We start from the raw sequence: 25,600 nt of genomic DNA, 5'->3' as shown, positions 1-25,600 counted from the left end.
GAATCACACGACGACGTCGTACACCACGTCTCTGGACTTGACCGCGACCGGGTGACGTTTGACGTACCCGACGGACCAGCCCCTGATGGCGGTAACACCATCAAGTTGTGTCGTCGTCATTGCGGCGTGACCTGCGGTCCGTGTAGCAAACCCATGGCGCAGGTCATCGCGTACCAGCTACCGCCTTCATCGGCGCTCTTCCCACCCCTAAGTCGCGAGTGCCGAGCGGAGGACGTTAAGCGACCGTTGGACGCTATCCTTATTAAAATAGTGTCAACAAGCACCTAAATTCCGCAGCTCATCTCTGTGTGCCGCATCACACTAACCTACTTGATAGGGACTTTCAATAGTGTAGAGTCACTCATCTCGGTTGGTCGCTGGACGACACCTTGGTGTTCGACTGCCGGATTGGCGAAGGTGGTGGCATGCCCTCAGCAAACACATCGTTGCGGGATCGACGTCGTGCTGAGCTGCTTTCCCACATCCAGCAGACCGCGCATCAGTTATTCGCTCAGCGCGGCTTCGAGGCTGTGACGACCGAGGACATCGCCTCGGCCGCCGGGATCTCCATCAGCACCTATTTCCGGTACGCGCCCACCAAGGAGGGCTTGCTGGTCGATCCCGTCCGGGAGGCGGCCTCCGAGATCGTGGGTGCCTACAGCGCGAGGCCGCCCCAAGAGTCGCCGGTAGAAGCGTTGATCCAGCTGTTCGTCACGCGCGCCATGGATGTCAGTGGCGTTGACAACCTCGACACCTGGCGCCTTGCCGTCGCGACGGCGCCCCACTTGTTGACCAAATCCGTGTTGGTCAGCGAAACCGATCACGGCACGCTGATCGAGCAGGTCGCCCAGCGGATGAAAGTCGATGCGGCGGTTGATATTCGGCCCGCACTGATGGTCCATACCAGCTTGGCCACGGTGCAATTCGTGCTCGATGGCTGGTTGACCTCCGACATCGCCGACAACCCACCTTTTCACGTCCGGTTGGAGGAAGCGCTGCGGATCACGCTCGCCGGATTCGACGGGCGAAGCGGCGCAGAACCCGACCGGGACTAAACCGCCGTGACTTTGCTCGTCACCGCGTGAAACAATCGCTGGCCGTGAAGACCTTCGAGGATCTGTTCGCCGAACTGGACGAGCGTGCCCGTACTCGGCCGGCCGGCAGCGAGACGGTGGCCGCACTGGACGGTGGGGTGCACGGGCTGGGCAAAAAGATCCTCGAGGAAGCCGGCGAAGTGTGGCTGGCCGCCGAACACGAATCCGACGACGAGCTGGCCGGGGAGATCAGCCAGTTGCTCTACTGGACGCAGGTGTTGATGGTGGCGCGCGGGCTGACCCTCGACGATGTGTATCGGAAGCTGTGATCATGTTGCGGGTTGCGGTTCCCAACAAGGGCACGCTGAGCGAGCCGGCCAGCGAGATCCTCGCGGAGGCGGGCTACCGGCGCCGTACCGATTCCAAAGACCTGACCGTCATTGATCCGGCCAACCAGGTTGAGTTCTTCTTCCTGCGCCCCAAGGACATTGCCATCTATGTGGGTTCGGGAGAGCTAGATTTCGGCATCACCGGCCGGGACCTGGTGGGCGATTCTGACGTACCGGTGCGCGAACGTTTGGCGCTGGGGTTCGGTTCGTCGAGCTTTCGCTACGCCGCGCCGGCGGGGCGCGACTGGAAGATCGCCGATCTGGCCGGCAAACGGATCGCCACCGCCTACCCCAATCTGGTCCGAAAAGACTTGGCGGGACGCGGTATTGAGGCGACGGTCATCAGGCTCGACGGCGCGGTGGAGATTTCGATACAGCTGGGGGTCGCCGACGCGATCGCCGACGTGGTGGGCTCCGGGCGCACCCTGAGCCTGCACAACCTGGTGGCCTTCGGCGACCCGCTGTGTGATTCCGAGGCGGTGCTGATCGAAAGCGACCACAGCAGCAAGTCCGGCACGCAGGCCGCGCGCGATCAATTGGTGGCGCGGATCCAGGGCGTGGTGTTCGGTCAGCAATATCTGATGCTCGATTACGATTGCCCGCGCTCAGTGCAGGACAAGGCCACCGCGATCACGCCGGGGCTGGAATCGCCCACCATCGCACCCCTGGCCGACCCGGACTGGGTCGCCATCCGCGCGCTGGTGCCGCGTCGGGGCGTCAACGAGATCATGGACGAGTTGGCGGCCATCGGCGCCAAGGCGATCCTGGCGTCCGACATCAGGTTTTGCCGGTTCTGATCGCGCAAGCGGTGTGTAACCCGCAGCTGTGTTAGCGTCCGCCTCGGGGGACGGCCCGGGTTGGCGGGTGGGCCGTCCTCGCTTCGGTCGCCGGTCTTCGTCTCCCAGGAGGTCTTCCGTGACACACGCACTTCTTGTCTTGCTGGCTTTGTTGATCGGCGTCGTGGCCGGGCTGCGGTCGCTGACCGCGCCCGCCGTCGTCGCCTGGGCGGCCTATCCCGCGGTCCTTGGCTGGATCGATCTGCACGGCACGTGGGCGGGCTGGATGGCCAGCATCATCACGGTGATCATCTTCACCGTCCTCGCCGTGGGCGAACTGATCAACGACAAGCTGCCCAAGACGCCGGCGCGCACCGCGCCGCCGATCTTCGCGGCCCGGATCGTCACGGGTGGGCTCGCGGGCGCGGCGCTTGGCGCCTGGCCGCACTGGACGTTCACCGCGCTGGGTGCCGGTGTCATCGGTGCGGTGCTGGGCACCCTTGGCGGCTATCACGTGCGCAAACGGCTGGTCGCTGCGACCGGCGGCCGGGACCTGCCGATCGCGCTGCTGGAGGACGCCGTCGCGATCGTCGGCGGGTTCGCCATCCTGGCGGCGACGGGTCACGTCTTGACCGAGTACCTGCTGACGGCGGTTAAGTGACAGAACATTTCGATGCGATCATCGTTGGCGCCGGCCAGGCCGGCCCGCCGTTGGCAGGGCGGCTGACCGCGGCTGGGCAACGGGTCGCGGTGGTGGAGCGCAAGCTGATCGGTGGCACCTGCGTCAACAACGGGTGCATCCCAACCAAGACTCTGGTGGCCTCCGCGCACGCCGCGCATCTTGCGCGCCGCGGCGTGGATTTCGGCGTCGGGACCGGACCGGTCAGCGTCGACATGGCGAAGGTCAAGGCCCGCAAGGACGAGATCATGCTCGGCGACCGCAAGGGCGTCGAGGATTGGCTCGAGGGCATGAACGGCTGCACCGTGTTTCGCGGTCACGCCGTCTTCACCGACCCGCACACGCTGCGGGTCGGTGAAGACGTGCTGCGCGCCGACCGCATCTTCCTCAACGTCGGCGGGCGTGCGGTGGTGCCCGACATCCCGGGGTTGTCCGACGTCGACTTCCTGACCAATGTCTCAATTCTCGACCTCGACACGGTGCCAACGCATCTCGTCATAGTCGGGGGCAGCTACATCGCGCTGGAGTTCGCGCAGATGTACCGGAGGTTCGGGGCCCGGGTGACCGTCGTCGAACGGGGACCGCGGTTGGCATCGCGCGAAGACGAGGACGTCTCGGCTTGCCTGGAAGAGATCCTGCGTGCCGAAGGCATCGATATCATCGTCGGAGCCGACGATGTGCGAATAACCAAGACCGACAACGGATTCGAGCTGACTCCTCGCGACGGTGCCGCGTCCGTCGAAGGAAGCCACCTGTTGCTGGCGGTGGGCCGGCGACCCAACACCGACGACCTGGGCCTCGAAGCGGCCGGTGTGCAGACCGACGCCCGCGGCTACATCGTGGTCGATGACCGGCTCAAGACGAGCGTCGATCACATCTGGGCGATGGGCGACTGCAACGGCAAGGGCGCGTTCACCCACACCTCCTACAACGACTTCGAGATCGTCGCCGCCAATCTGCTGGACGACGACCCGCGGCGGGTGAGCGACCGCATCCCCACCTACGCGCTTTACATCGATCCGCCGCTGGGCCGTGCCGGCATGACCGTCGATCAGGTGCGCTCGTCCGGGCGCAAGGCGCTGGTGGGCAAGCGGCCGATGACCAGAGTCGGCCGGGCGGTGGAAAAGGGTGAGACACAGGGCTTCATGAAAGTCGTGGTGGACGCCGACACTCGGGAGATTTTGGGGGCCGCCATCCTCGGGGTGGGTGGTGACGAGGCCATCCACGGCATCTTGGACATCATGTCGGCCAAGACGCCCTACACGACGCTGTCGCGGACAATGCACATCCATCCCACGGTCAGCGAGCTGATTCCCACGATGCTCCAAGAGCTCTCGCCGCTAGATGGCCAAGGTTAGGCCGCCGGTTGGGTGGGATGTGAATCCGTCTCCGCGGCAAGGTTTTCCGGCCACCCCGGATACGGCGGCGGGGTTCCCCCGAACAGTGGGCAGTGCTGCTGGTGGGGGCACCAGTCGCACAGCCGCGACTGGTTGGGACGGAAATCGCCCTTCTGCCCGGCGGATTGGATGGCCCGCCAGATCGCCATCAGCGTCTTCTCGAACCGCAGTAGCTCGTTGTAATCCGGCGTGTAGTCCAGCACCTGGCCGTCGGCCAGATAGATCAGCCGTAGGCGGGTGGGCTGCACACCTCTCGACCTCAACAGCGCCACCGCGTAGAACTTCATCTGGAACATGGCCTTGAACTCGGCCAGGGCGCGCGCTTCCGGCGGCGCCTTGCCGGTCTTGTAGTCGACCACCCGAAGCTCGCCGGTGGCGGCGACGTCGATCCGGTCGATGAAGCCGCGCAGCAGCGTGCCGTCCGCGAGCTCTACCTCGACGCGCTGCTCGCAGCACTCGGGGTTGAAGCGGGTGGGGTCCTCGAGCCGGTAATACCCCGCGAGCAGCGTCTGTGCCTCGACCAGCAGCTGGCTGCGCTGCGCCGGATCCAGCTCGGCGGTCATCTCGGGCGTCGCGGCGATGATCTGTTCCCAGGCCGGCTCCACCAGTGACATCGCGGTGTCGGGGCCGCGCTGGTCGGCTGGCAGGCCATACAGCTGCTGCAGCGCGGCGTGGACCAGGGATCCGCGCAGCTGCGCGGTCGACGGCGCCTCGGGCAACCGGTCGATGGCCCGGAACCGGTACAGCAGCGGACACTGCTTGAAGTCCGCCGCGCGCGACGGCGAGAGGGCCGGGCGGTACACCTGCCCCGCCGGGCGCTGTGCCGGCTGGGGGGCCGACGCTGGCGTCTCCGGCTGCACGATCATGTCGGCAGCCTAGGACTGGGCGCCGACAACCCCCAAGCACCTGCGGCGGCGAGTCGGCTGGCACGCTTGACCGCGTGTCAGTAACCGGCCCGTTCACCGAGGGCGAGCGTGTCCAGCTCACCGATGCCAAGGGTCGGCATTACACGGTGGTGCTCACCGCGGGCGCCGAATTCCACACGCATCGCGGCGCGATTCCGCACGACGCGCTGATCGGGCTGGAGCAGGGCAGCGTGATCAAGTCCAGCAACAACGCCGTGTACTTGGTGATGCGGCCCCTGCTGATCGACTACGTCATGTCGATGCCGCGCGGGCCCCAGGTGATATATCCCAAGGACGCCGCCCAGATCGTGCACGAGGGCGACATCTTCCCGGGCGCGCAGGTACTCGAGGCGGGCGCCGGCTCCGGCGCACTGACCTGTTCGCTGCTGCGCGCGGTCGGGCCCGAGGGGCAGGTGACCTCCTACGAGCAGCGCGCCGACCATGCCGAGCACGCCGAGCGCAACGTGTCGGTTTTCCACGGTGGTCGGGCGCCAGACAACTGGCGGCTGATCATCAGCGATCTCTCCGACTCCGAACTGCCGGACGGATCCTTCGACCGCGCCGTGCTCGACATGCTCGCGCCGTGGGAGGTGCTGGAGGCTGTCGCCCGCCTGTTGATCCCCGGCGGCGTGCTGATCATTTACGTGGCCACTGTCACCCAACTGTCGCGCACGGTCGAGGCCCTGCGGGCGCAGCAGTGCTGGACCGAACCGCGGTCCTGGGAGACGTTGCAACGCGGTTGGAACGTCGTGGGTCTCGCGGTCCGGCCGCAGCATTCGATGCGCGGACACACGGCGTTTCTCATCTTCACGCGGCGGCTCGCGCCCGGCGTCGTCGCTCCCGTGCCGTTGGGTCGCAAGCGCGAAGGCCGCGACGGCTAGCGGCGATCGCCAGCATGCCGTGGCGGGTCGCTACCGCGGCTAGGCGAGATCCTCGCTGCGCACCAGCGAGCGCCGCACCGACAGCAACTCGAACTCGGGATGCGCCGCGACCAACCTTTCGGCCGCGTCCAATACGTCGACGGCATGGCCTCGGTCGCCGGACACCGTGGCGACGCCGATGCCCGCTCGCCGGTACAGCTCGTGCGAACCCGTCTCGGCCGCCGAGACGCTGAACTTGCGCTGCAACTCCGCGACGACGGGTCGAATGACCGACCGCTTCTGTTTGAGTGATCGAACGTCGCCGAGCAAAACATCGAATTCGAGCCAGCCGATCCACATGCCGCGGGTCAACCCGGCGGGTTTTGCTGATCTGGGGCGGGCTCCGGAGCGGGGGCAGGCTCCGGGGCCGGAGCCGGGGGCGGCGGTGGTGGTGGTGCGGGCGGTGGAGTCGCGGGTGGCGGTGCTGGTGGCGCGGGGGGCGGCGCCGGCGCGGGCGGCGGGACCGGCGGAGGCGCGGGCGCCGGATTTATCGGCGTCGGAGCCGTCGGCGACTTCCCCAAGGCCAACAGCATTTCGGCGGTGTGGCGCGATAGCTGCCAACCGCCCTGGAAGGGAGTGAACTCCATCGGAAAGGTGAAGTTCGGGTTGTTGGCCTGGGCGGTGTGAACGGCAATAGTGGCCTTCACGTTCGACGGGTTCTTGTCCGACCATGCGATGTCGTTCGCGTTGAAAGTCATGGGCAGATAGCCGTTGTCGCGCAACGCGCCGGTGAACTTGTCCAGGGTCGCCGCGCTCTCGGGCGTCGCGCCTTCCACCAGATTGACCTTGCTGGTGCCCGGAACGTTCGGGTCGGCGAGTCGGGTGAGCACGTCGGTGAGGGCCTCCGGCGGAGGCAGGGGAGCAGTGACCGGCGCGGCAACCTGGCTCGAGGACGCAGGTGGCAGCGAGGATGTGACCGACGACTCAGTCTTCGGGTGAGGCGACGAACACGCCGCAATACCGGCCGCCGCCAGGGCGGTGGCGGCGCTCAGCGCTACACACAGTGGCCGGTTCATCCACTCGGTCGGCGGGACTAGGCGGCTCTGGCCGCTGCGCGAAGGAAGGGGGTCGCTAAGGTCGGGCCGATGGGTGGAACCGAAGTCATACCGGTGGCGGGGGCGGCGGCGACGCGGCCCGAGCCGGTGGCGAGGCTTTTTGCGGTCACGCGGGCCCTTTCGATCATCACGATTAGTGGCCGAGATTACCAGCGTGACGAAAATCTTAACTTTTCGTGGGTATTTGACTACGTACATGAGTCGGCAATCGCCGGTAGCTTTGAAGTATCCACCGCGCTAATTCGGTGCGGGAAAGGAGCGCAAGATGGGTAGCTCAGAGCGTTCTGAAGCTTTCGAATCAGACAGGTCCAGCGGCGACGAGGCCGAGTTGGAGCAACTACGTCGCGAGGCCGCGATGTTGCGCGAGCAACTCGAGCAGACCGTCGGCTCGCATGGCGGCGCCCGCTCCGCGCGCGATGTGCATCAGCTGGAAGCGCGTATCGACTCCCTTGCGTCGCGGAATTCGAAGTTGATGGAGACGCTCAAAGAGGCGCGCCAGCAACTGCTGGCGCTGCGGGAGGAAGTTGATCGGCTGGGGCAGCCGCCCAGCGGTTACGGCGTCCTGCTCGCCACCCATGAGGACGACACGGTCGACGTGTTCACCTCCGGTCGCAAGATGCGGCTGACGTGCTCGCCGAACATCGAAGTCCCGTTGCTGCGCAAGGGTCAGACGGTCCGCCTCAACGAGGCCCTCACCGTCGTCGAGGCCGGTACGTACGAATCGGTCGGCGAGATCTCCACGTTGCGTGAACTGCTGGCCGACGGGCATCGCGCCCTGGTCGTCGGGCACGCCGATGAGGAACGCATCGTGTGGCTGGCTGAGCCGCTGGTCGCCGAGAACCTGCCGGAAGGGCATCCCGACGCGCTCAACGACGACACGCGGCCGCGCAAGCTGCGGCCCGGCGACTCCTTGCTGGTCGACACCAAGGCCGGTTACGCCTTCGAGCGCATCCCCAAGGCCGAGGTCGAGGACCTGGTGCTGGAGGAGGTGCCCGATGTCAGCTACCTGGACATCGGTGGCCTCACTCGCCAGATCGAGCAGATCCGCGACGCGGTGGAGCTGCCGTTCCTGCACAAAGAGCTGTACCGCGAGTACGCGCTGCGCCCGCCCAAAGGTGTGTTGCTGTACGGTCCGCCGGGTTGCGGTAAGACGCTGATCGCCAAGGCGGTGGCCAACTCGCTGGCCAAGAAGATGGCCGAGGTGCGCGGCGACGACGCCCGCGAAGCCAAGTCCTACTTCTTGAACATCAAGGGCCCGGAACTGCTCAACAAGTTCGTCGGCGAGACCGAACGGCACATCCGGCTGATCTTCCAGCGCGCCCGTGAGAAGGCGTCGGAAGGCACACCGGTGATCGTGTTCTTCGACGAGATGGACTCGATCTTCCGCACCCGCGGCACCGGGGTGTCCTCGGACGTCGAGACGACCGTGGTTCCACAGCTGCTCAGTGAGATCGACGGCGTGGAGGGACTCGAGAACGTCATCGTGATCGGCGCCTCCAACCGTGAGGACATGATCGACCCCGCGATCCTGCGGCCGGGACGTCTGGACGTGAAGATCAAGATCGAGCGGCCGGACGCCGAAGCGGCGCAAGACATCTTCTCGAAGTACCTGGTCGAGTCGCTGCCCGTGCATGGTGACGACCTGGCGGAGTTCGGGGGCGACCGGTCGGCATGCATCAGGGCAATGATCGAAAAGGTCGTCGAGCGGATGTACGCCGAGATCGATGACAACCGGTTCCTGGAGGTCACCTACGCCAACGGTGACAAGGAAGTCATGTACTTCAAGGACTTCAACTCCGGGGCGATGATTCAAAACGTCGTCGACCGCGCGAAGAAGAACGCGATCAAGTCCGTGCTGGAGACCGGCCAGCCCGGTCTGCGCATCCAGCACCTGCTGGACTCCATCGTCGACGAGTTCGCCGAGAACGAGGACCTGCCCAACACCACCAACCCCGACGACTGGGCGCGGATTTCGGGCAAGAAGGGTGAGCGGATCGTCTACATCCGCACCCTGGTCACCGGGAAGAGCTCGAGCGCGTCGCGGGCCATCGATACCGAATCCAACCTGGGTCAGTACCTGTAGGGGTCGGTACCGCCGACGTCAGTCGGTCACCAGCGAATAGCTGTTGGTCAGATTGTCCTGCAGCACGCGGGCGGGGCGCTGGGTCGTGTCCACGCGCAATTCGTCGGTGAGCACGCGCGGTTGGTAGCTCCAACCGGCCGGCAGGTCGAGCCGCTCGGCCAGCCCCGGTAGGTCGGCGCGCGACAAGGTGGCGTCGGCGACCTGGCTCCAGGTCTGCATGACCCAGTGCTGGTTTTGGGGATCGATGAGTTCGTACACCTCTTGGCCGGCGTTGAAGACGAACACCGTGCGACGGTTGACCGTGTTGGGGATGTAGGGCGCCGGGTTCATCGATGACAACAGGACGGTGGCCTGTTGGATCATGTCGATCCCGCCAAAGGACTTGGTGATCTGCGGACCCCGAGCTTCCTTTTCGATCGCGTTCATCAGCCAGTACCGGGGACCGTTCAGCAGGACTGCGGCTACCCCGTGTTCGGTCGCGATGGCGTGCGCGTCCAGCGCCGACCACAGCTCCTGGGGACAGTCGTTGAGCGGGAAACTGTTGTAAACCGTCGCCTGCGGACCCGCCTCGCCGCGTGTCACGAGCAGCACCTCGCCGTAGCGCTTCCCGGACAGGTCGAGTGCATGCTTACCGATGGCGCGGCCGGATTCGGGGGCGGACACTCCGGTGAAATTAATCACTGGTGTCGGTGCCGTCAACACGACGGGCGGTCACCCGGCGGCGCCGTGGTAGCGATTGCGCGCCGCCAAAGTGGTGTCCAGGTCGTCGATCAACGGGTCGAGGAACGTCGACCGGTATTCCGCGTCGCCGGCGGCGCGGGCGCTGATGTACATGAACGTCAGCGCGCCGAGGAACAGCGTCATGTGGATCAGCGAGTCGGGCACCGGCAGCGTGAATCCGAGCACCGTCGCGCTGGTCTTGGCGGTGTGGGTCCACTCGTTGAGCAGTTGGGGGCTGAGCACGATGAGTCCCAGGATCAAGTAAATCGCGGTCGTCACCACCGCCACCACCATGATCTGCGCCAGCTGCGAGACGGCCAGGACGAACACCACGTTGAGGCGTTCCGACTTCTTCAGCGGTGCCCCATCGAAGGCGTCGGGCATGGTGGCGAACGGTGTGCCCGCGAGCTTTTCGGGTTCATCGCGCGGCACAGTGGCCGATTGCAGCATCGGCCTGACGCGCTCTCTCGTGGCCGAGCTGACGAACGCCGCCGCGATGGTGACCAGGAACGCCATGGCCAGCGCCAGCCGGTTGCCGCTGATGGTCGCGGCCATCAGCCAGACGTAGGTGTTGAAGAACACCAAGGCGGTCAGCAGCACGACCGGTAACGCCCGAACGGCCAAGGCGCCCATCGTCGCAAAGTGCGACAGCATCATGCGTACCGCCCAGCCGAGGATCGATCCGATCCCGCTGCCGGTCAGGATCAGCACGGCGGCAACGACGACGGACTCCTGTATGACGTCGTCGACCGTGATCCCGACGCACGCCACGAACCCAACCGACACCGCCGCTATCGCGGTGCGTGTCTTGCGGCTTCGCGACCGCGAAACCAGCCAGCCGATCACGGCCATCAACGGCAACGCCAGCGCGAGCAGAATCAGCACCGCCAATTGCGAGGTCGTCGGTTCGCCGCTGATCTCGACGTCGTGGCCGCCGGTGATCAAGTAGAGCGCGAGGATGCAGCCCTGCAGCCCCGCGTACGCGGCAAGCGCGGGTGCCGACCGCGTCCAGAGCCGTCGCCACCGCGCGCGGCGGGTGAGTACGGACGGCAAACCGCGCCCCAAAAACCAGCTTTCGGCCGCGGCGGCCGGCTCGGCCCGGCGACCCGGAGCGCGGCCGCGAAGTAGCTCCATGCCGGCTCACCCTACGGCTGGCAGGTCACCCGCGGTGGCCTTATCGAAATGGTTGCCGGGCTTGCGGTTTCCGGACATCGGCGGACCCGCCGGCCGGCTCGCCCCCTCGCGCCGCGCCGCCGGGAGGTAGCCCCGCTGCGCCCCGCCGCACGGGCCGCTTCGTCGCGCGGCCTACGCTTAGGCCATGCAACGGATTATCGGGACGGAGGTCGAATACGGCATTTCATCGCCATCGGACCCGACAGCCAATCCGATCCTCACATCGACGCAGGCGGTTTTGGCATATGCGGCAGCGGCGGGCATTCAGCGCGCCAAGCGCACCCGTTGGGACTACGAGGTGGAATCGCCGTTGCGGGATGCCCGCGGCTTCGACTTGAGCCGCTCTGCCGGCCCGCCCCCGGTGGTCGACGCCGACGAGGTCGGCGCGGCCAACATGATTTTGACCAACGGCGCGCGGCTGTACGTCGACCACGCGCACCCCGAGTACTCCGCACCCGAGTGCACGGACCCGCTCGACGCGGTGGTCTGGGACAAGGCCGGCGAGCGGGTGATGGAGGCCGCCGCACGCCACGTTGCCAGCGTGCCCGGAGCCGCGAAACTGCAGCTCTACAAGAACAACGTCGACGGCAAGGGCGCCTCGTACGGGTCGCACGAGAACTATTTGATGTCGCGGCAGACGCCGTTCTCGGCGATCATCGCCGGACTGACCCCGTTTCTGGTCTCCCGGCAGGTGGTCACCGGGTCCGGCCGGGTCGGCATCGGGCCCTCGGGTGACGAGCCCGGTTTTCAGCTGTCGCAGCGCTCGGACTACATCGAGGTCGAGGTCGGCCTCGAGACCACGCTCAAACGCGGCATCATCAACACCCGCGACGAACCGCACGCCGACGCCGACCGGTACCGGCGGTTGCACGTCATCATCGGCGACGCGAACCTCGCCGAGACGTCGACCTATCTGAAACTGGGCACCACGGCGCTGGTGCTGGACCTGATCGAGGAGGGCCCGGCGCACGGCATCGACCTGAGCGACCTGGCGCTGGCGCGGCCGGTGCATGCGGTCCACGCGATCAGCCGCGACCCTTCGCTGCGCGTCGCGGTGGCCCTGAGCGACGGTCGCGAGCTGACCGGGCTTGCGCTGCAACGGGTTTACCTCGACCGGGTGGCGAAGCTGGTCGACAGCCGCGACCCCGACCCGCGTGCGTCCGACGTCGTCGAAACTTGGGCGCACGTGCTCGACCAACTCGAGCGCGACCCGATGGAATGCGCGGAAATACTCGACTGGCCGGCCAAGCTGCGCCTGCTCGAGGGGTTCCGGCAGCGCGAGAACCTGAGCTGGTCGGCGCCGCGGCTGCACCTGGTGGACCTGCAATATTCCGACGTCCGGCTGGACAAGGGCCTGTACAACCGGCTCGTCGCGCGCGGCTCGATGAAGCGGTTGGTGACCGAACACCAGGTGCTCGAGGCGGTGGACAAACCGCCGACGGACACTCGCGCCTACTTCCGCGGCGAATGCCTGCGCAGGTTCGGCGCCGACATCGCCGCGGCCAGCTGGGACTCCGTGATTTTCGACCTGGGCGGTGATTCGCTGGTCCGCATTCCTACGTTGGAGCCGCTGCGCGGCAGCAAGGCGCACGTCGGGGCGCTCCTGGACTCGGTGGACAGCGCCGCCGAACTGGTGGAACAACTCACCAGCTAGGTACCGGTTAACCGTGGGATCGTCGGGGTCGACCGGTAGGCTAAGAAAGACCAACGGGCAGTGTGGCTTGATCGGTGAGTAAGCCATTCCAAGGGCCCACACAACGCAGGAGGCGGCGATGGCTCAGGAGCAGACCAAGCGTGGCGGTGGTGGCGGCGACGACGACGACATCGCCAGCAGCACGGCCGCGGGCCAAGAGCGCCGCGAGAAGCTAGCCGAGGACACCGACGATCTGCTCGACGAGATCGACGACGTCCTCGAGGAGAACGCCGAGGACTTCGTTCGCGCGTATGTCCAAAAGGGCGGACAGTGACCTGGCCTTTCTCTAATCGCCTGTCCACCAATTCCGCACTACCGGGCCCCGCACTTCCGGGCAATTCCGCTATAGACCTCTCGTCGTTTGCTGACCTGTTGCGGCGGCAGGCGCCGGAATTGCTGCCGGCGAGCCTGTCCGGCACGCACTCGGATGCTGCCACCGGGCAGCTGCCGCACGGCACCACCATTGTGGCGCTGAAGTACCCGGGCGGGGTGGTGCTCGCCGGCGACCGCCGTTCGACGCAGGGCAACATGATCGCCGGGCGCGATGTCAAGAAGGTGTACATCACCGACGACTACACCGCCACCGGCATTGCCGGTACCGCCGCCATCGCCGTGGAGTTCGCCCGCCTCTATGCGGTGGAACTCGAGCACTACGAGAAACTCGAAGGTGTGCCACTCACGTTCGCCGGCAAGGTGAACCGGCTGGCGATCATGGTGCGCGGGAACCTGGCGGCCGCGATGCAGGGTCTGATCGCGTTGCCGCTGCTGGTGGGTTACGACATCGACGCGCCCGACTCGGAAGGCGCCGGCCGCATCGTGTCCTTCGATGCCGCCGGCGGCTGGAACCTGGAAGAGGAGGGCTACCAGTCGGTGGGTTCGGGCTCGATCTTCGCCAAGTCGTCGATGAAGAAGTTGTACTCGCAGGTCACCGACGCCGATTCCGCCGTGCGTGTCGCGGTGGAGGCGCTCTACGACGCCGCCGACGACGATTCCGCCACCGGCGGACCGGATCTGGTCCGGGGCATCTATCCCACCGCGGTCACCATCGGTGCCGAGGGAGCGCTCGAAGTGCCAGAGAGCCGCATCGCGGAATTGGCCCGCGAAGTGATCCAAAGCCGTTCGCGCGCTGACACTTTCGGTCCCGATGGTGGTGAGAAGTGAGCTTTCCCTATTTCATCTCGCCCGAGCAGGCGATGCGCGAGCGCAGCGAGCTCGCGCGCAAAGGCATCGCTCGCGGCAAGAGCGTGGTCGCGCTGGTCTACGCCGGTGGTGTGCTCTTCGTCGCGGAGAATCCGTCACGGTCGTTGCAGAAGATCAGCGAACTCTACGATCGTGTCGGTTTCGCGGCCGCCGGTAAGTTCAACGAATTCGACAACTTGCGCCGCGGCGGAATCCAATTCGCCGACACCCGCGGCTACGCCTACGACCGTCGCGACGTGACCGGCCGCCAGCTGGCCAACGTTTATGCGCAGACGCTGGGCACCATCTTCACCGAGCAGGCCAAGCCCTACGAGGTGGAATTGTGCGTCGCCGAGGTCGCGCACTACGGCGAGACCAAAGCACCTGAGCTGTACCGGATCACCTATGACGGATCGATCGCCGACGAGCCGCATTTCGTCGTGATGGGTGGGACCACCGAACCGATCACTACGGCGCTCAAGGAGTCGTACGCCGAGAACGCCGATCTGCGGGCGGCCACGCGCATCGCCGTGAAAGCGCTGCGGGCCGGCAGCGAAGCCTCGAATGGGGACCAGTCCGCGCTCGACGTGGGCAGCCTCGAAGTTGCCATCCTGGACGTCAACCGGCCGCGACGGGCGTTCCGGCGGATCAATCGCGCCACTTTGGAAAATTTGCTGCGCGAACTGGATTCCAATGGCGCGGACGGCGATGGCGAGTCGTCGGATACCAACGGCGGGCCCTCCGACTAGACACGCCCGAACGGCGCCGCACGTTCCCGGGTGGGGCTGGTGATGCCAAAGGTGCTGGTGGGCTAGCGGCAGCCACGGCGCCCCAGCGGGTCCATGTGTGCTCGGGCGCGCAGTCCGAGGGCCCCGCCAGGAGGCGGCTGAACACTTCATCGGATCGATAAGCGCGGCATGCTCACCGTCCGGGTCGGACAACCAGTACCCTCGATTACGTGCAGAGGCGAATCATGGGCATCGAGACCGAGTTCGGGGTCACCTGCACATTCCACGGCCATCGAAGGCTCAGCCCGGATGAGGTGGCCCGCTACCTGTTCCGCCGCGTCGTGTCCTGGGGCCGAAGCTCCAACGTTTTCCTGCGCAACGGCGCCCGGCTGTACCTCGACGTCGGCAGCCACCCGGAGTACGCCACCGCCGAATGTGACAGCCTCGTGCAGCTGGTCACCCACGACCGCGCCGGGGAATGGGTGCTGGAAGACCTTTTGGTCGACGCCGAGCAGCGGCTCGCTGATGAGGGCATCGGCGGCGACATCTACCTGTTCAAGAACAACACCGACTCGGCGGGCAACTCCTACGGCTGTCACGAGAACTACCTGATCGTGCGCGCCGGCGAGTTCTCCCGGATCTCGGACGTGCTGCTGCCCTTCCTGGTCACCCGCCAGTTGATCTGCGGTGCCGGCAAGGTGCTGCAGACCCCCAAGGCGGCAACGTTCTGCCTTTCCCAACGCGCCGAGCACATTTGGGAGGGCGTCTCCTCGGCCACCACCCGCAGCCGGCCGATCATCAACACCCGCGACGAGCCGCACGCCGATGCCGAGAAGTACCGGCGCTTGCACGTCATCGTCGGCGACTCGAACATGTGCGAGACCACCACCATGCTCAAGGTCGGCACCGCCGCGCTGGTGTTGGAGATGATCGAGGCGGGCGTCCCGTTCCGGGACTTCTCGCTGGACAACCCCATCCGCGCCATCCGCGAGGTCAGCCACGACACCACCGGCCGCCGGCCCGTGCGGCTGGCCGGCGGGCGTCAGGCCAGTGCGCTGGACATCCAGCGCGAGTACTACAGCCGCGCCGTCGAGCACCTGCAGACCCGCGAGCCCAACGCGCAGATCGAGCAGATCGTCGACCTGTGGGGCCGCCAGCTCGACGCGGTCGAGAGCCAGGACTTCGCCAAGGTCGACACCGAGATCGACTGGGTGATCAAGCGCAAGCTCTTCCAGCGCTACCAGGACCGCTACAGCATGGAGCTGTCCGACCCGAAGATCGCCCAGCTGGACCTGGCGTACCACGACATCAAGCGCGGGCGCGGCGTATTCGACCTGCTACAGCGCAAGGGGCTTGCCGCGCGAGTCACCACCGACGAAGACATCGCGGAGGCGGTCGACAACCCGCCGCAGACCACCCGGGCGCGCCTGCGTGGCGAGTTCATCAGCGCGGCCCAGGCCGCCGGTCGTGACTTCACCGTCGACTGGGTGCACCTCAAGCTCAACGACCAGGCCCAGCGCACCGTGTTGTGCAAGGACCCGTTCAGGGCGGTCGACGAGCGGGTCAAGCGCCTCATCGCGAGCATGTAGCCGCGCGCCGGCGCGGCTCTCCGGCTCGACGCAGAAGTGGTGGCGGAGAATCTCGCGACGCGGACGGCCGGTGGAAGCGCCAGGCGAGCACCATCGAATAATCTGGAGCCGATGGCGACGTCAAAAGTCGAGCGGCTGGTAAATCTGGTCATCGCCCTGCTGTCCACCCGCGGCTACATCTCGGCCGAGAAGATCAGGTCGAGCGTGGCGGGTTATTCGGACAGCCCCAGCGCCGAGGCGTTCTCGCGCATGTTCGAGCGGGACAAGAACGAGCTGCGCGACCTTGGCATCCCGCTCGAGGTCGGACGGGCGTCGGCCTGGGACCCCACCGAGGGCTACCGGATCAACCGCGACGCCTACTCGCTCGCGCCGGTCGACCTGACTCCCGACGAGGCGGCGGCGGTGGCCGTGGCGACGCAGCTGTGGGAGTCGCCCGAGCTCATCACCGCGACGCAGGGCGCGCTACTCAAACTGCGCGCGGCCGGGGTCGACGTCGATCCGGACGCGCCGGTCGCCATCGCGTCGCCTGCCGGGGTTCCGGGTCTGCGCGGATCGGAGGATGTTCTCGGAATCCTGTTGTCCGCGATCGACTCGCGGCAGGCGGTGCAGTTTCCGCACCGGCCGTCGCGAGCCGAGCCGTACGCCATGCGCACCGTCGAGCCCTGGGGTGTGGTCACCGAGAAGGGTCGCTGGTATCTGGTGGGCCACGATCGCGACCGTGACGCGACCCGCACCTTCCGGCTCTCCCGGATCGGTCCCGACGTCACGCCGGTCGGCCCGCCGGGCACCGTCGCCGTGCCGAAAGATGTTGACCTGCGCAAGATCGTGGCTCAGACCGTCACCGAGGTTTCGGCGGCGCCGACCGTCGGGCAGGCCCGGGTATGGGTGGCCGACGGGCGGGCAACGGCATTGCGGCGCGCCGGCAGGCCAGTCGAGGCGCGCCGACTCGGGGCCCGCGACGGCGAGGTGATCGAACTCGACATCTCATTCGCCGACCAGCTGGCGCGTGACATCGCCGGTTACGGAGCCGACGCCCTGGTGCTCGAACCACAATCGCTGCGCGACGACGTGCTGGGCCGGCTGCGCGCGCATGCGGGCGTGGACGCCGTCGCTGCGGGGCAACCGCCCGGCCGAGGGGGAGGGACCGCATGACACCCGTGTCCACCCGCCTGATCCGGCTGCTGAACATGGTGCCGTACTTCCAGGCCAATCCGCGGGTGACCCGAGCCAAGGCCGCCGCCGACCTCGGGGTATCGGCCAAGCAGCTGGAAGAGGACCTCAACCAGCTGTGGATGTGCGGCCTGCCCGGTTACTTCCCCGGCGACCTCATCGATTTCGAGTTCTCCGGGGACACCATCGAGGTGACGTTCTCCGCGGGCATCGACCGTCCGCTTCGGCTCACGTCGCCGGAGGCGACGGGACTGCTGGTGGCGTTGCGGGCGCTGGCCGATATCCCCGGGGTTGTCGACCCGGAAGCCGCGCGCAGCGCCATCGCCAAGATCGAGGATGCGGCGGGTGCCGTCGGGCACGACGCGTCACACGCGGCTTCGGCCGTCGACGAGGCCGCACCGGTGGAGAACCGGGCCGCCGCCGCCGTGCGCGCGGCAGTCCAGTCCAGGCACGCGCTGGCCATCGACTACTACTCGGCCTCGCACGACACCCTGACCAGCCGGGTGGTCGACCCCATCCGGGTGCTGCTGATCGGCGGCCACAGCTACCTGGAGGGCTGGTCACGCGAGGCCGAGGGCGTGCGGTTGTTCCGCTTCGACCGGATCGTGGACGCCACGCAGCTCGACGAGCCGGCCGCACCGCCGGAGCCGGTGCTGCACGCGCCACCGGACACCTCGCTCTTCGACGGCGATCCGTCACTCCCGTCGGCCAGGCTTCGGGTTGCGCCCGCGGCGTCCTGGATGTTCGAGTACTACCCCCTGCGCGATGTGCGCGAATTGCCGGACGGGTCCTGCGAGGCGGTGATGACCTACGCCTCCGAGGATTGGATGACGCGGCTGGTGTTGGGCTTCGGGCTCGACGTGCAGGTACTGCAGCCTGCATCCCTGGCGCAGCGGGTGCGCGATGCCGCCGCGGCCGCGGTGAGATGCTACGAAGCCCTGAACTCATAAAAGTCCAGGCGACATGGGCCGTGGGGCGGCGCGCACCGGGCGCCGCACGCCATCACTGCGGTAGCATCGGGTGAACGTCTGGAGGTAATCAAAGTGGGCAGTCTTAGTCCGTGGCATTGGGCGATCCTGGCGGTCGTGGTGATCTTGCTTTTCGGTGCCAAGAAGCTCCCCGATGCGGCGCGTTCGTTGGGCAAGTCGATGCGGATCTTCAAGTCCGAGCTCCGCGAAATGCAGACGGAGAACAAAGGGGAGACGTCAGCCTTGGGAACCCAAAGCGAGAGCTCCGCGGCGAACCCCACGCCTGTGCAGTCGCAGCGGGTCGACGCGCCGACGCCCAGCGAGCAGCAGGGGCACAGCGAAGCACGTCCGGCGTAGCCGCCATCATCGTCGCGCTGCCCGAGCGCCACTGACCGAGCATCGTGAAAGTCTTCAAGGTTTCAGCGCGCAGTTCCGGCCTGCTGAGGCGCCTCAACCCTCGTAACCGGCGCAGCCGAACCAACCCGGATGCGACCATGTCGCTGGTCGACCATCTGACCGAGCTGCGCACCCGGCTGCTGATCTCGCTGGCCGCCATCCTGGTGACCACGATTTTCGGCTTCGTCTGGTACTCGCATTCGATCTTCGGGCTGGAAAGCCTGGGCGAGTGGCTACGTCATCCCTACTGTTCGCTGCCGCGGTCCGCGCGCGCGGAGATCAGCCCGGGCGGCCAGTGCCGGCTGCTGGCCACCGCGCCGTTCGACCAGTTCATGCTGCGGCTCAAGGTCGGGCTGACGGCCGGGGTGGTGCTCGCCTGTCCGGTGTGGTTCTACCAGTTGTGGGCGTTCATCACGCCCGGGCTGTATCAGAAGGAACGCCGCTTCGCGGTCGCGTTCGTGATCCCCGCCGTGGTCCTGTTCCTCGTCGGCGCGGTGCTGGCCTACTTCGTACTGGCCAAGGCGCTGGGCTTCTTGCTGACCGTCGGCAGCGACGTACAGGTGACCGCGCTGTCCGGGGACCGGTATTTCGGCTTCCTGATCAACCTGCTCATCGTTTTCGGCGTCAGCTTCGAATTCCCGCTGCTCATCGTCATGCTGAACGCCATCGGCATCTTGCCGTACGAGCGGCTCAAGGCGTGGCGGCGCGGCCTGATCTTCGCGATGTTCGCGTTCGCGGCGATCTTCACCCCGGGGTCCGACCCGTTTTCGATGACCGCGCTCGGGTTGGCGTTGTCGATCCTCCTTGAGTTCGCCATCCAGATCTCCCGGCTGCACGACAGACGGAAGGCCAAGCGTGAAGCCCAGGCCGTGATTCCCGACGACGAACCATCGGTCATCGAACCGCCCACCGCGATACCGGAGCCGTCGTTCACCGCCGGGCAACACGACGATGTCACCTGATCCGTCGCCGCCTCAGGACGTCGCCGAGCTCGTGGAGCTCACCAAGTTCACCACTGAACTGCCATTCGCGCTCGACGGTTTTCAGCGTCGGGCGTGCGCGGCGCTCGAACGAGGCCACGGCGTGCTGGTCTGCGCGCCGACCGGCGCGGGCAAGACGGTGGTCGGCGAATTTGCCGTGCACCTGGCGCTCGCGTCCGGCGGCAAGTGTTTCTACACCACGCCGCTGAAAGCGCTGAGCAACCAGAAGCACACCGACCTCACGGCGCGCTACGGCCGCGATCGCATCGGCCTGCTCACCGGGGACATGTCCGTCAACGCCGATGCGCCCATCGTGGTCATGACCACCGAAGTGCTGCGCAACATGCTCTACGCGGATTCACCCGCGCTGCATGGACTTTCATATGTGGTGATGGACGAGGTGCATTTTCTGGCCGACCGGATGCGGGGTCCGGTGTGGGAGGAGGTGATCCTGCACCTGCCCGACGAGGTTCGGGTGGTCAGCCTCTCGGCGACCGTGAGCAATGCCGAGGAATTCGGCGGCTGGATCCAGACCGTGCGCGGCGATACGACCGTCGTGGTCGACGAGCACCGGCCGGTGCCGCTGTGGCAACACGTGTTGGTGGGCAAGCGCCTGCTGGATCTGTTCGATTACGACCACGAGAAGCCGGCCGCGGATCGTCAACCGCGCGTCAATCCCGAACTGCTGCGCCATATTTCGCACCGCCGCGAGGCGGACCGCATGACCGACTGGCAACCGCGGCGCCGGGGAAGCGCGGGCCGGCCGTCGCGTCCCCGCTTCTACCGGACACCGGGGCGTCCGGACGTGATCGCCACGTTGGATTCCGAAGGGCTGCTGCCCGCGATCACGTTCGTGTTCTCCCGGGCCGGCTGCGATGCTGCGGTCCAGCAGTGCCTGCGCTCATCCCTGCAGCTGACCACCCAGGAGGAGCGCGCGCAGATCGCCGAGGTGATCGAACATCGGTGTGGCGATCTCGCCGACGCGGATCTGAGCGTGCTCGGCTACTACGAGTGGCGCGAGGGCCTGCTGCGCGGTTTGGCGGCCCACCATGCGGGCATGCTGCCCGTCTTCCGTCACACGGTCGAAGAGCTGTTCACCGCCGGACTGGTCAGGGCGGTGTTCGCCACCGAGACCCTGGCGCTCGGCATCAACATGCCGGCTCGCACGGTGGTGCTCGAGCGGCTGGTGAAGTTCAACGGCGAGCAGCACGTGGCGTTGACGCCGGGGGAGTACACACAGCTCACCGGCCGCGCCGGGCGGCGCGGTATCGACGTCGAGGGGCACGCGGTGGTGCTGTGGAATCCCACTGAGGAAACCACGGAGCCGTCCGCGGTGGCCGGGTTGGCCTCCACCCGCACCTTCCCGCTGCGCAGTTCGTTCGCCCCGTCGTACAACATGACGATCAACCTGGTCCAGCAGATGGGGCCCGAGCAGGCGCATCGATTGTTGGAACAGTCATTTGCGCAGTATCAGGCCGACCGTTCCGTCGTCGGGCTGGTTCGTGGCATCGAGCGGGGCGCCGCGTTGCTCGATGAGATCGCCGCGGAGATTGGCGGAGCCAAGGCCCCGATTCTCGAGTACGCCCGAATGCGTGCACGCATCACCGAGATGGAGCGGGCGCAGTCCCGCGCGTCCCGGCTGCAACGGCGGCAGGCCGCCACCGATGCGCTGGCCGCGCTGCGCCGGGGCGACATCATCAACATCACGCACGGCAGGCGCGGAGGCCTGGCCGTGGTGCTGGAATCGGCCCGCGACAGCTCCGATCCGCGGCCGCTGGTGCTCACCGAAAACCGCTGGGCGGGCAGGATTTCGTCGGCCGACTATTCGGGGGCGTCCGCACGCGTCGGTTCGATGTCACTGCCGAAGAGGGTCGAACATCGTCAGCCACGGGTCCGGCGCGATCTGGCGTCGGCGCTGCGATCGGCCGCGGCCGGGCTGACCATCCCGGCCCGGCATCGCGGCGGCCGCGGCGACTCCGACGGCGACTTCCACGACCCGGAGCTGGCGTCGCTACGCGAACAGCTACGCCGACACCCGTCGCACAACATTCCCGGCCTGGATGCGCAGGTCCGGCAGGCCGAGCGCTACCTGCGGATCGAACGCGACAACGCGCAGTTGGAGAAAAAGGTTGCGGCGGCGACCAATTCGCTGGCGCGGACCTTCGACCGGATCGTGGGGCTGCTCAGCGAGCGCGGCTTCATCGAGGGACGCGACGGAGATCCTCGCGTCACCGACGACGGCCGGTTGCTGGCGCGCATCTACAGCGAAAGCGATCTGCTGGTCGCCGAATGTCTGCGCACCGGCGCGTGGTCGGGGATGAAGCCGGCCGAGCTGGCGGCGGTGGTCTCGGCGGTGCTGTACGAAACCCGGGGCGGGGAGGGGCCGGGGGCGGCCTTTGCGGCCGACGCGCCCACCCAGCAAGTGCGGCAGGCGCTGCAGCAGACGTCGCGGCTGTCAATGGCGTTGCGCGCCGATGAGCAAACGCACCGAATCGCCCCGAGCCGCGAACCGGACGACGGCTTCGTCAATGTCATCTACCGCTGGGCCAGGACCGGAGACCTTGCCGCGGCACTGGCGGCGGCCGACCCGGCCGGCACCGGATCACCCCTGCTCGCGGGGGATTTCGTGCGCTGGTGCCGCCAGGTTCTCGACCTGCTGGACCAGGTGCGCAACGCTGCTCCAGACCCCGAATTACGGTCCACCGCCAAGCGCGCTATCAATGACATTCGGCGCGGCGTCGTCGCAGTTGACGCCGGGTAGGCTGGGCCGGAGCTACCGTTAAGCGCCGATAGCATGCCAAGACACACAGGCTGAGGGAGAAAGATGAGCGGACCGCAGGGATCGGACCAGCAGTGGCAGCCGCCCGGTCAAGGTCAAGGTAGCGATCACTCGTCGGACCAAACTCAGGTGGCACCGACCTGGGGGCAGGATCAGTCGAACCAGGAGACGTCGTGGCAGGCCCCGGCGTACACGCCGCCCGCCGACTACCCGCAGTACCAACAGCCGGCCGAGCCGGCGTACCCGCAGCAGTACCCGCAGCAGCAGCCGGGCTACGCGCAGCCCGGGCAGTACGGTCAGCCCGGCCAATACGGGCAGCCGGGGCAATACGCCCAGCCGGGGCAGTATGGCCAGCCGGGCCAGTACCCGCAGCCCGGGCAGTATCCCCAGCCCGGCCAGTACGGGCAGCCGGGCCAGTACCCGCCGCAGTACCCCGGTTACGAGCAACCGGGCAAGAATCGGCCGGTCGGGCTCATCGCCGGCGTGGGCGGCGCGATCGCCTTTCTGCTCATCGCGGTCGTGCTGGTGCTGGGCTTCTGGCAGCCCGGGTTCTTCGTCACCACCAAGTTGGACGTCAATAAGGCGCAGGCGGGGGTCCAGCAGGTCCTCAGCGACGAAACCAACGGCTACGGCGCGAAGAACGTCCAGAACGTCAAGTGCAACCACGGTCAAAACCCGACGGTGAAAAAGGGCGCCACGTTCGACTGCGACGTCAGCATCGACGGCGCGCCCAAACACGTGACCGTGACGTTCCAGGACAACAAGGGCACCTACGAGGTCGGGCGGCCGCAGTAGTCGGCGGGCTCGTCAGTTTTCCAGCCCGTCCAGCGCTTTCTGCAGGCGGCTGATCGACGAGCCGACACCCAGCTGGGTTGCCAGTTCGGCGGTGCGCCGCGGATCGGCGGCGACCAGCGGCAGTTCGTCGCTGGCCGTGGAGAACATCACGGGAGCGTCCGCGGCCACCCGCACCACTTTGCCGGCCGCCTCGATGTAATCCAGCGCGGCCAGCAACTTCGTGCGCACGCCCTTCGCCATCTTCGACTTGGGGTCGTGGGCGGCGGCCAGGATCTGTTCCAGCGAGCCGTGCTGGGCCAGCAGCGTCGCCGCCGTCTTCTCACCGACGCCCGGGACACCGGGCAAGCCGTCGGACGGATCGCCACGCAGCAACGCGAGTTCGGCGTAGGCGGGGCCGGCCCTATCCACCGGCACGCCATAGTGTTCGGCCACCTCGTCGGGCCCGAACAACGTGGCCTTGCTGAGCCCGCGGCCGAGGTAGAGCACCCGAACCGGGACGGGATCGTCGGACACCACCTGCAGCAGGTCGCGATCCCCGCTGACCACCACCACCGGATTCTTGCGTTCCCGGGCCGCCAGGGTGCCCAGCACGTCGTCTGCCTCGAAGCCCTGCGCGCCGGCCGTCGGAATACCGAACGCGTCAAGGAGTTCGGCGATCATGTCGATCTGGGGCGTCAGGTCGTCCGGGACCTCCTCGATGTCGGGCTCGTCCTGCGGCTCCACTTCGGCCACGCGGTGGGCCTTATAGGAGGGGACGAGGTCCACGCGGAACTGAGGGCGCCAATCGAGGTCCAGGCAAACGGCCAGACGGCCCGGCCGCTGCTGGGTGATCACCACGGCCATGGAGTCGATGAAGCCGCGAACGGCGTTGACGGGCCGGCCGTCGGGAGCGGTGATCGAAGACGGCACCCCGAAATACGAGCGGAACCACATGCTGGCGCCGTCGAGCAGGACGAGCGGCGAGCGGGGTGCTGGCATGCCGGTTATGGTCTCACGCCGCCGTGAGACGATGCGCAAGCGAGCATTAGCCTGGCTGCCATGGAGTCTCACCGCTTCGACGCAGCAGTGTACGAACGCCGGCTGGCGACGGCCGCCGCCGCGGCCGCCAGCGAGGGCCTGGCCGGGCTGGTCATCACCCCGGGCTATGACCTGCGCTACCTCGTCGGGTCGCGCGCGCAAACACTGGAGCGGTTCACCGCGCTGGTGTTGCCCGCGTCGGGCGATCCGACGGTGGTGGTGCCGCGGCTGGAGCTGGCCTCGCTCAAAGGGTCTGCTATCGCCGAACTCGGCCTGGCGGTGCGGGATTGGGTCGACGGCGAGAACCCTTACGATCTTGTGGGCTCCGCGCTCGGCGGTGCCCCCGCCGCGACCGCAGTTACCGATGCGATGCCGGCGTTGCACCTGCTGCCGCTGGCCGGCGTGCTCGGCGTGTTGCCGGTCCTGGCCACCGACGTGCTGCGCACCCTGCGGATGGTCAAGGAAGAGTGCGAGGTCGACGCGTTACGCAAGGCAGGTGCGGCCATCGATCGGGTGCACGCCCGGGTGCCGGAGTTTCTGGTTCCGGGCCGCACCGAGGCCGACGTCGCCGCCGACATCGCGGATGCCATTGTGGCCGAAGGGCATTCGGAGGTAGCGTTCATCATCGTCGGATCTGGGCCGCATGGCGCCAATCCGCACCACGGATATTCGGATCGCGAGCTGCAGGCTGGAGACATCGTCGTCGTCGATATCGGCGGCTGTTACGAACCCGGCTACAATTCCGATTCCACCCGCACCTACAGCCTCGGCGAGCCGAATTCCAAGACAGCCCAACAGTATTCGGTGCTGCAACGCGCCCAGCGCGCGGCGTGTGATGCGGTACGTCCCGGGGTGACGGCCGAGCAGGTCGACGCTGCCGCCCGCGACGTGCTGGCCGCCGAAGGGCTTGCCGAATATTTCGTGCACCGGACCGGGCACGGTATCGGGCTGTCGGTACACGAAGAGCCCTACATCGTCGCCGGAAACGATCTGCCGCTGGCCGAGGGCATGGCCTTTTCGATCGAGCCGGGGATTTATTTCCCGGGCCGTTGGGGTGCTCGCATCGAGGACATCGTCGTCGTGACCGCGGACGGTGCCTCACCCGTCAACAATCGTCCGCACGAACTCATCGTGGTGCCGGTGCCTTAACGGGCGCGCCCCGAGTTCCGCGTAGG

Annotated in this window: 25 protein-coding genes; 19 read left to right on the top strand and 6 right to left on the bottom strand. The window is 67.1% G+C overall.

The window, feature by feature from the left end; all coding sequences use genetic code 11:
* Positions 1–425: 425 nt before the first annotated feature.
* From AC5Y4H_RS07580 to AC5Y4H_RS07560, 5 genes are all read left to right on the top strand, one after another.
* Entirely contained in the window at positions 426–1,055 is a 630-nt protein-coding gene (locus tag AC5Y4H_RS07580) for a TetR family transcriptional regulator (protein ID WP_499979922.1), read from the top strand.
* Between the two features lie 26 nt (positions 1,056–1,081).
* On the top strand, positions 1,082–1,363 hold the full coding sequence (locus AC5Y4H_RS07575; protein WP_499979920.1) for a phosphoribosyl-ATP diphosphatase: 282 nt from the start codon (positions 1,082–1,084) through the stop codon (positions 1,361–1,363).
* A 2-nt stretch (positions 1,364–1,365) separates the two neighbouring features.
* Positions 1,366–2,220, top strand: coding sequence for an ATP phosphoribosyltransferase (gene hisG, locus AC5Y4H_RS07570; protein ID WP_499979918.1), 855 nt, complete (start codon positions 1,366–1,368; stop codon positions 2,218–2,220).
* A 118-nt stretch (positions 2,221–2,338) separates the two neighbouring features.
* Positions 2,339–2,860: a DUF4126 domain-containing protein gene (locus tag AC5Y4H_RS07565; RefSeq protein WP_499979917.1), complete on the top strand. Its 522-nt coding sequence runs from the start codon at positions 2,339–2,341 to the stop codon at positions 2,858–2,860.
* Positions 2,857–4,236, top strand: a complete 1,380-nt coding sequence (locus AC5Y4H_RS07560; RefSeq protein WP_499979916.1) for an FAD-containing oxidoreductase — start codon at positions 2,857–2,859, stop codon at positions 4,234–4,236. The genes AC5Y4H_RS07565 and AC5Y4H_RS07560 overlap by 4 nt, the downstream gene beginning before the upstream one ends.
* Here the strand turns inward: AC5Y4H_RS07560 and AC5Y4H_RS07555 are convergent.
* Positions 4,233–5,141, bottom strand: a complete 909-nt coding sequence (locus AC5Y4H_RS07555) for a RecB family exonuclease (RefSeq protein ID WP_499979914.1) — start codon at positions 5,139–5,141, stop codon at positions 4,233–4,235. The genes AC5Y4H_RS07560 and AC5Y4H_RS07555 overlap by 4 nt on opposite strands.
* 74 nt (positions 5,142–5,215) lie before the next feature.
* On the opposite strand from AC5Y4H_RS07555, the gene trmI reads away from it, so the two are divergent.
* Positions 5,216–6,061, top strand: a complete 846-nt coding sequence (trmI, locus tag AC5Y4H_RS07550) for a tRNA (adenine(58)-N(1))-methyltransferase TrmI (protein ID WP_499979913.1) — start codon at positions 5,216–5,218, stop codon at positions 6,059–6,061.
* A 39-nt stretch (positions 6,062–6,100) separates the two neighbouring features.
* Here the strand turns inward: trmI and AC5Y4H_RS07545 are convergent, their stop codons facing one another.
* Together AC5Y4H_RS07545 and lppK are read right to left on the bottom strand one after the other, a co-directional pair.
* A complete protein-coding gene (locus AC5Y4H_RS07545) occupies positions 6,101–6,400 on the bottom strand; it encodes a DUF503 domain-containing protein (RefSeq protein WP_007770839.1) in 300 nt (99 codons plus the stop codon).
* Positions 6,401–6,408: 8 nt separating this feature from the next.
* On the bottom strand, positions 6,409–7,116 hold the full coding sequence (lppK, locus tag AC5Y4H_RS07540; protein WP_499979910.1) for a lipoprotein LppK: 708 nt from the start codon (positions 7,114–7,116) through the stop codon (positions 6,409–6,411).
* Positions 7,117–7,420: 304 nt separating this feature from the next.
* Here lppK and arc point away from each other — a divergent pair, with 304 nt between their 5' ends.
* Positions 7,421–9,238 (top strand): proteasome ATPase, encoded by a 1,818-nt coding sequence (arc, locus tag AC5Y4H_RS07535; protein ID WP_499979909.1) that lies wholly within the window; start codon positions 7,421–7,423, stop codon positions 9,236–9,238.
* Between the two features lie 18 nt (positions 9,239–9,256).
* Here the strand turns inward: arc and AC5Y4H_RS07530 are convergent, their stop codons facing one another.
* Together AC5Y4H_RS07530 and AC5Y4H_RS07525 are read right to left on the bottom strand one after the other, a co-directional pair.
* The gene (locus AC5Y4H_RS07530; protein ID WP_499979908.1) at positions 9,257–9,901 is read right to left on the bottom strand and encodes a hypothetical protein; all 645 of its coding nucleotides are present in this window, start codon (positions 9,899–9,901) and stop codon (positions 9,257–9,259) included.
* 48 nt (positions 9,902–9,949) lie between these two features.
* Positions 9,950–11,092 carry a hypothetical protein gene (locus AC5Y4H_RS07525; RefSeq protein WP_499979907.1) on the bottom strand — a complete coding sequence of 381 codons (1,143 nt, stop codon included), beginning with the start codon at positions 11,090–11,092 and terminating at the stop codon, positions 9,950–9,952.
* A 184-nt stretch (positions 11,093–11,276) separates the two neighbouring features.
* On the opposite strand from AC5Y4H_RS07525, the gene dop reads away from it, so the two are divergent.
* From dop to AC5Y4H_RS07470, 11 genes are all read left to right on the top strand, one after another.
* Complete coding sequence (gene dop / locus AC5Y4H_RS07520) at positions 11,277–12,785, top strand: pup deamidase/depupylase (RefSeq protein WP_499979903.1); 1,509 nt, start codon at positions 11,277–11,279, stop codon at positions 12,783–12,785.
* 118 nt (positions 12,786–12,903) lie between these two features.
* The gene (locus AC5Y4H_RS07515) at positions 12,904–13,098 is read left to right on the top strand and encodes a ubiquitin-like protein Pup (RefSeq protein ID WP_064951594.1); all 195 of its coding nucleotides are present in this window, start codon (positions 12,904–12,906) and stop codon (positions 13,096–13,098) included.
* Entirely contained in the window at positions 13,095–13,985 is an 891-nt protein-coding gene (prcB, locus tag AC5Y4H_RS07510) for a proteasome subunit beta (RefSeq protein ID WP_499979900.1), read from the top strand. The genes AC5Y4H_RS07515 and prcB overlap by 4 nt, the downstream gene beginning before the upstream one ends.
* On the top strand, positions 13,982–14,752 hold the full coding sequence (prcA, locus tag AC5Y4H_RS07505; RefSeq protein ID WP_499979899.1) for a proteasome subunit alpha: 771 nt from the start codon (positions 13,982–13,984) through the stop codon (positions 14,750–14,752). Before prcB ends, prcA begins: the two co-directional genes overlap by 4 nt.
* A gap of 209 nt (positions 14,753–14,961) precedes the next feature.
* On the top strand, positions 14,962–16,320 hold the full coding sequence (gene pafA / locus AC5Y4H_RS07500; RefSeq protein ID WP_156656176.1) for a Pup--protein ligase: 1,359 nt from the start codon (positions 14,962–14,964) through the stop codon (positions 16,318–16,320).
* A 111-nt stretch (positions 16,321–16,431) separates the two neighbouring features.
* Positions 16,432–17,472, top strand: coding sequence for a helix-turn-helix transcriptional regulator (locus AC5Y4H_RS07495; protein ID WP_499979898.1), 1,041 nt, complete (start codon positions 16,432–16,434; stop codon positions 17,470–17,472).
* Positions 17,469–18,440, top strand: a complete 972-nt coding sequence (locus tag AC5Y4H_RS07490; RefSeq protein WP_499979897.1) for a helix-turn-helix transcriptional regulator — start codon at positions 17,469–17,471, stop codon at positions 18,438–18,440. The genes AC5Y4H_RS07495 and AC5Y4H_RS07490 overlap by 4 nt, the downstream gene beginning before the upstream one ends.
* A gap of 93 nt (positions 18,441–18,533) precedes the next feature.
* Complete coding sequence (gene tatA / locus AC5Y4H_RS07485) at positions 18,534–18,815, top strand: Sec-independent protein translocase subunit TatA (RefSeq protein ID WP_499979894.1); 282 nt, start codon at positions 18,534–18,536, stop codon at positions 18,813–18,815.
* Between the two features lie 44 nt (positions 18,816–18,859).
* Complete coding sequence (tatC, locus tag AC5Y4H_RS07480) at positions 18,860–19,816, top strand: twin-arginine translocase subunit TatC (protein WP_499979891.1); 957 nt, start codon at positions 18,860–18,862, stop codon at positions 19,814–19,816.
* Positions 19,806–22,595 (top strand): DEAD/DEAH box helicase, encoded by a 2,790-nt coding sequence (locus AC5Y4H_RS07475; protein ID WP_499979886.1) that lies wholly within the window; start codon positions 19,806–19,808, stop codon positions 22,593–22,595. Before tatC ends, AC5Y4H_RS07475 begins: the two co-directional genes overlap by 11 nt.
* 63 nt (positions 22,596–22,658) lie before the next feature.
* Positions 22,659–23,408, top strand: a complete 750-nt coding sequence (locus tag AC5Y4H_RS07470) for a DUF4333 domain-containing protein (protein ID WP_499979884.1) — start codon at positions 22,659–22,661, stop codon at positions 23,406–23,408.
* 12 nt (positions 23,409–23,420) lie between these two features.
* Here AC5Y4H_RS07470 and AC5Y4H_RS07465 read toward each other — a convergent pair whose 3' ends face one another.
* Positions 23,421–24,386, bottom strand: coding sequence for a 5'-3' exonuclease (locus tag AC5Y4H_RS07465; RefSeq protein ID WP_499979881.1), 966 nt, complete (start codon positions 24,384–24,386; stop codon positions 23,421–23,423).
* Between the two features lie 60 nt (positions 24,387–24,446).
* On the opposite strand from AC5Y4H_RS07465, the gene AC5Y4H_RS07460 reads away from it, so the two are divergent.
* Complete coding sequence (locus AC5Y4H_RS07460; RefSeq protein ID WP_499979878.1) at positions 24,447–25,574, top strand: M24 family metallopeptidase; 1,128 nt, start codon at positions 24,447–24,449, stop codon at positions 25,572–25,574.
* Positions 25,575–25,600: the final 26 nt, after the last annotated feature.

Source organism: Mycobacterium sp. NGS58 (genome assembly GCF_059812385.1).
This window is presented reverse-complemented; position numbering and strand designations above follow the sequence as displayed.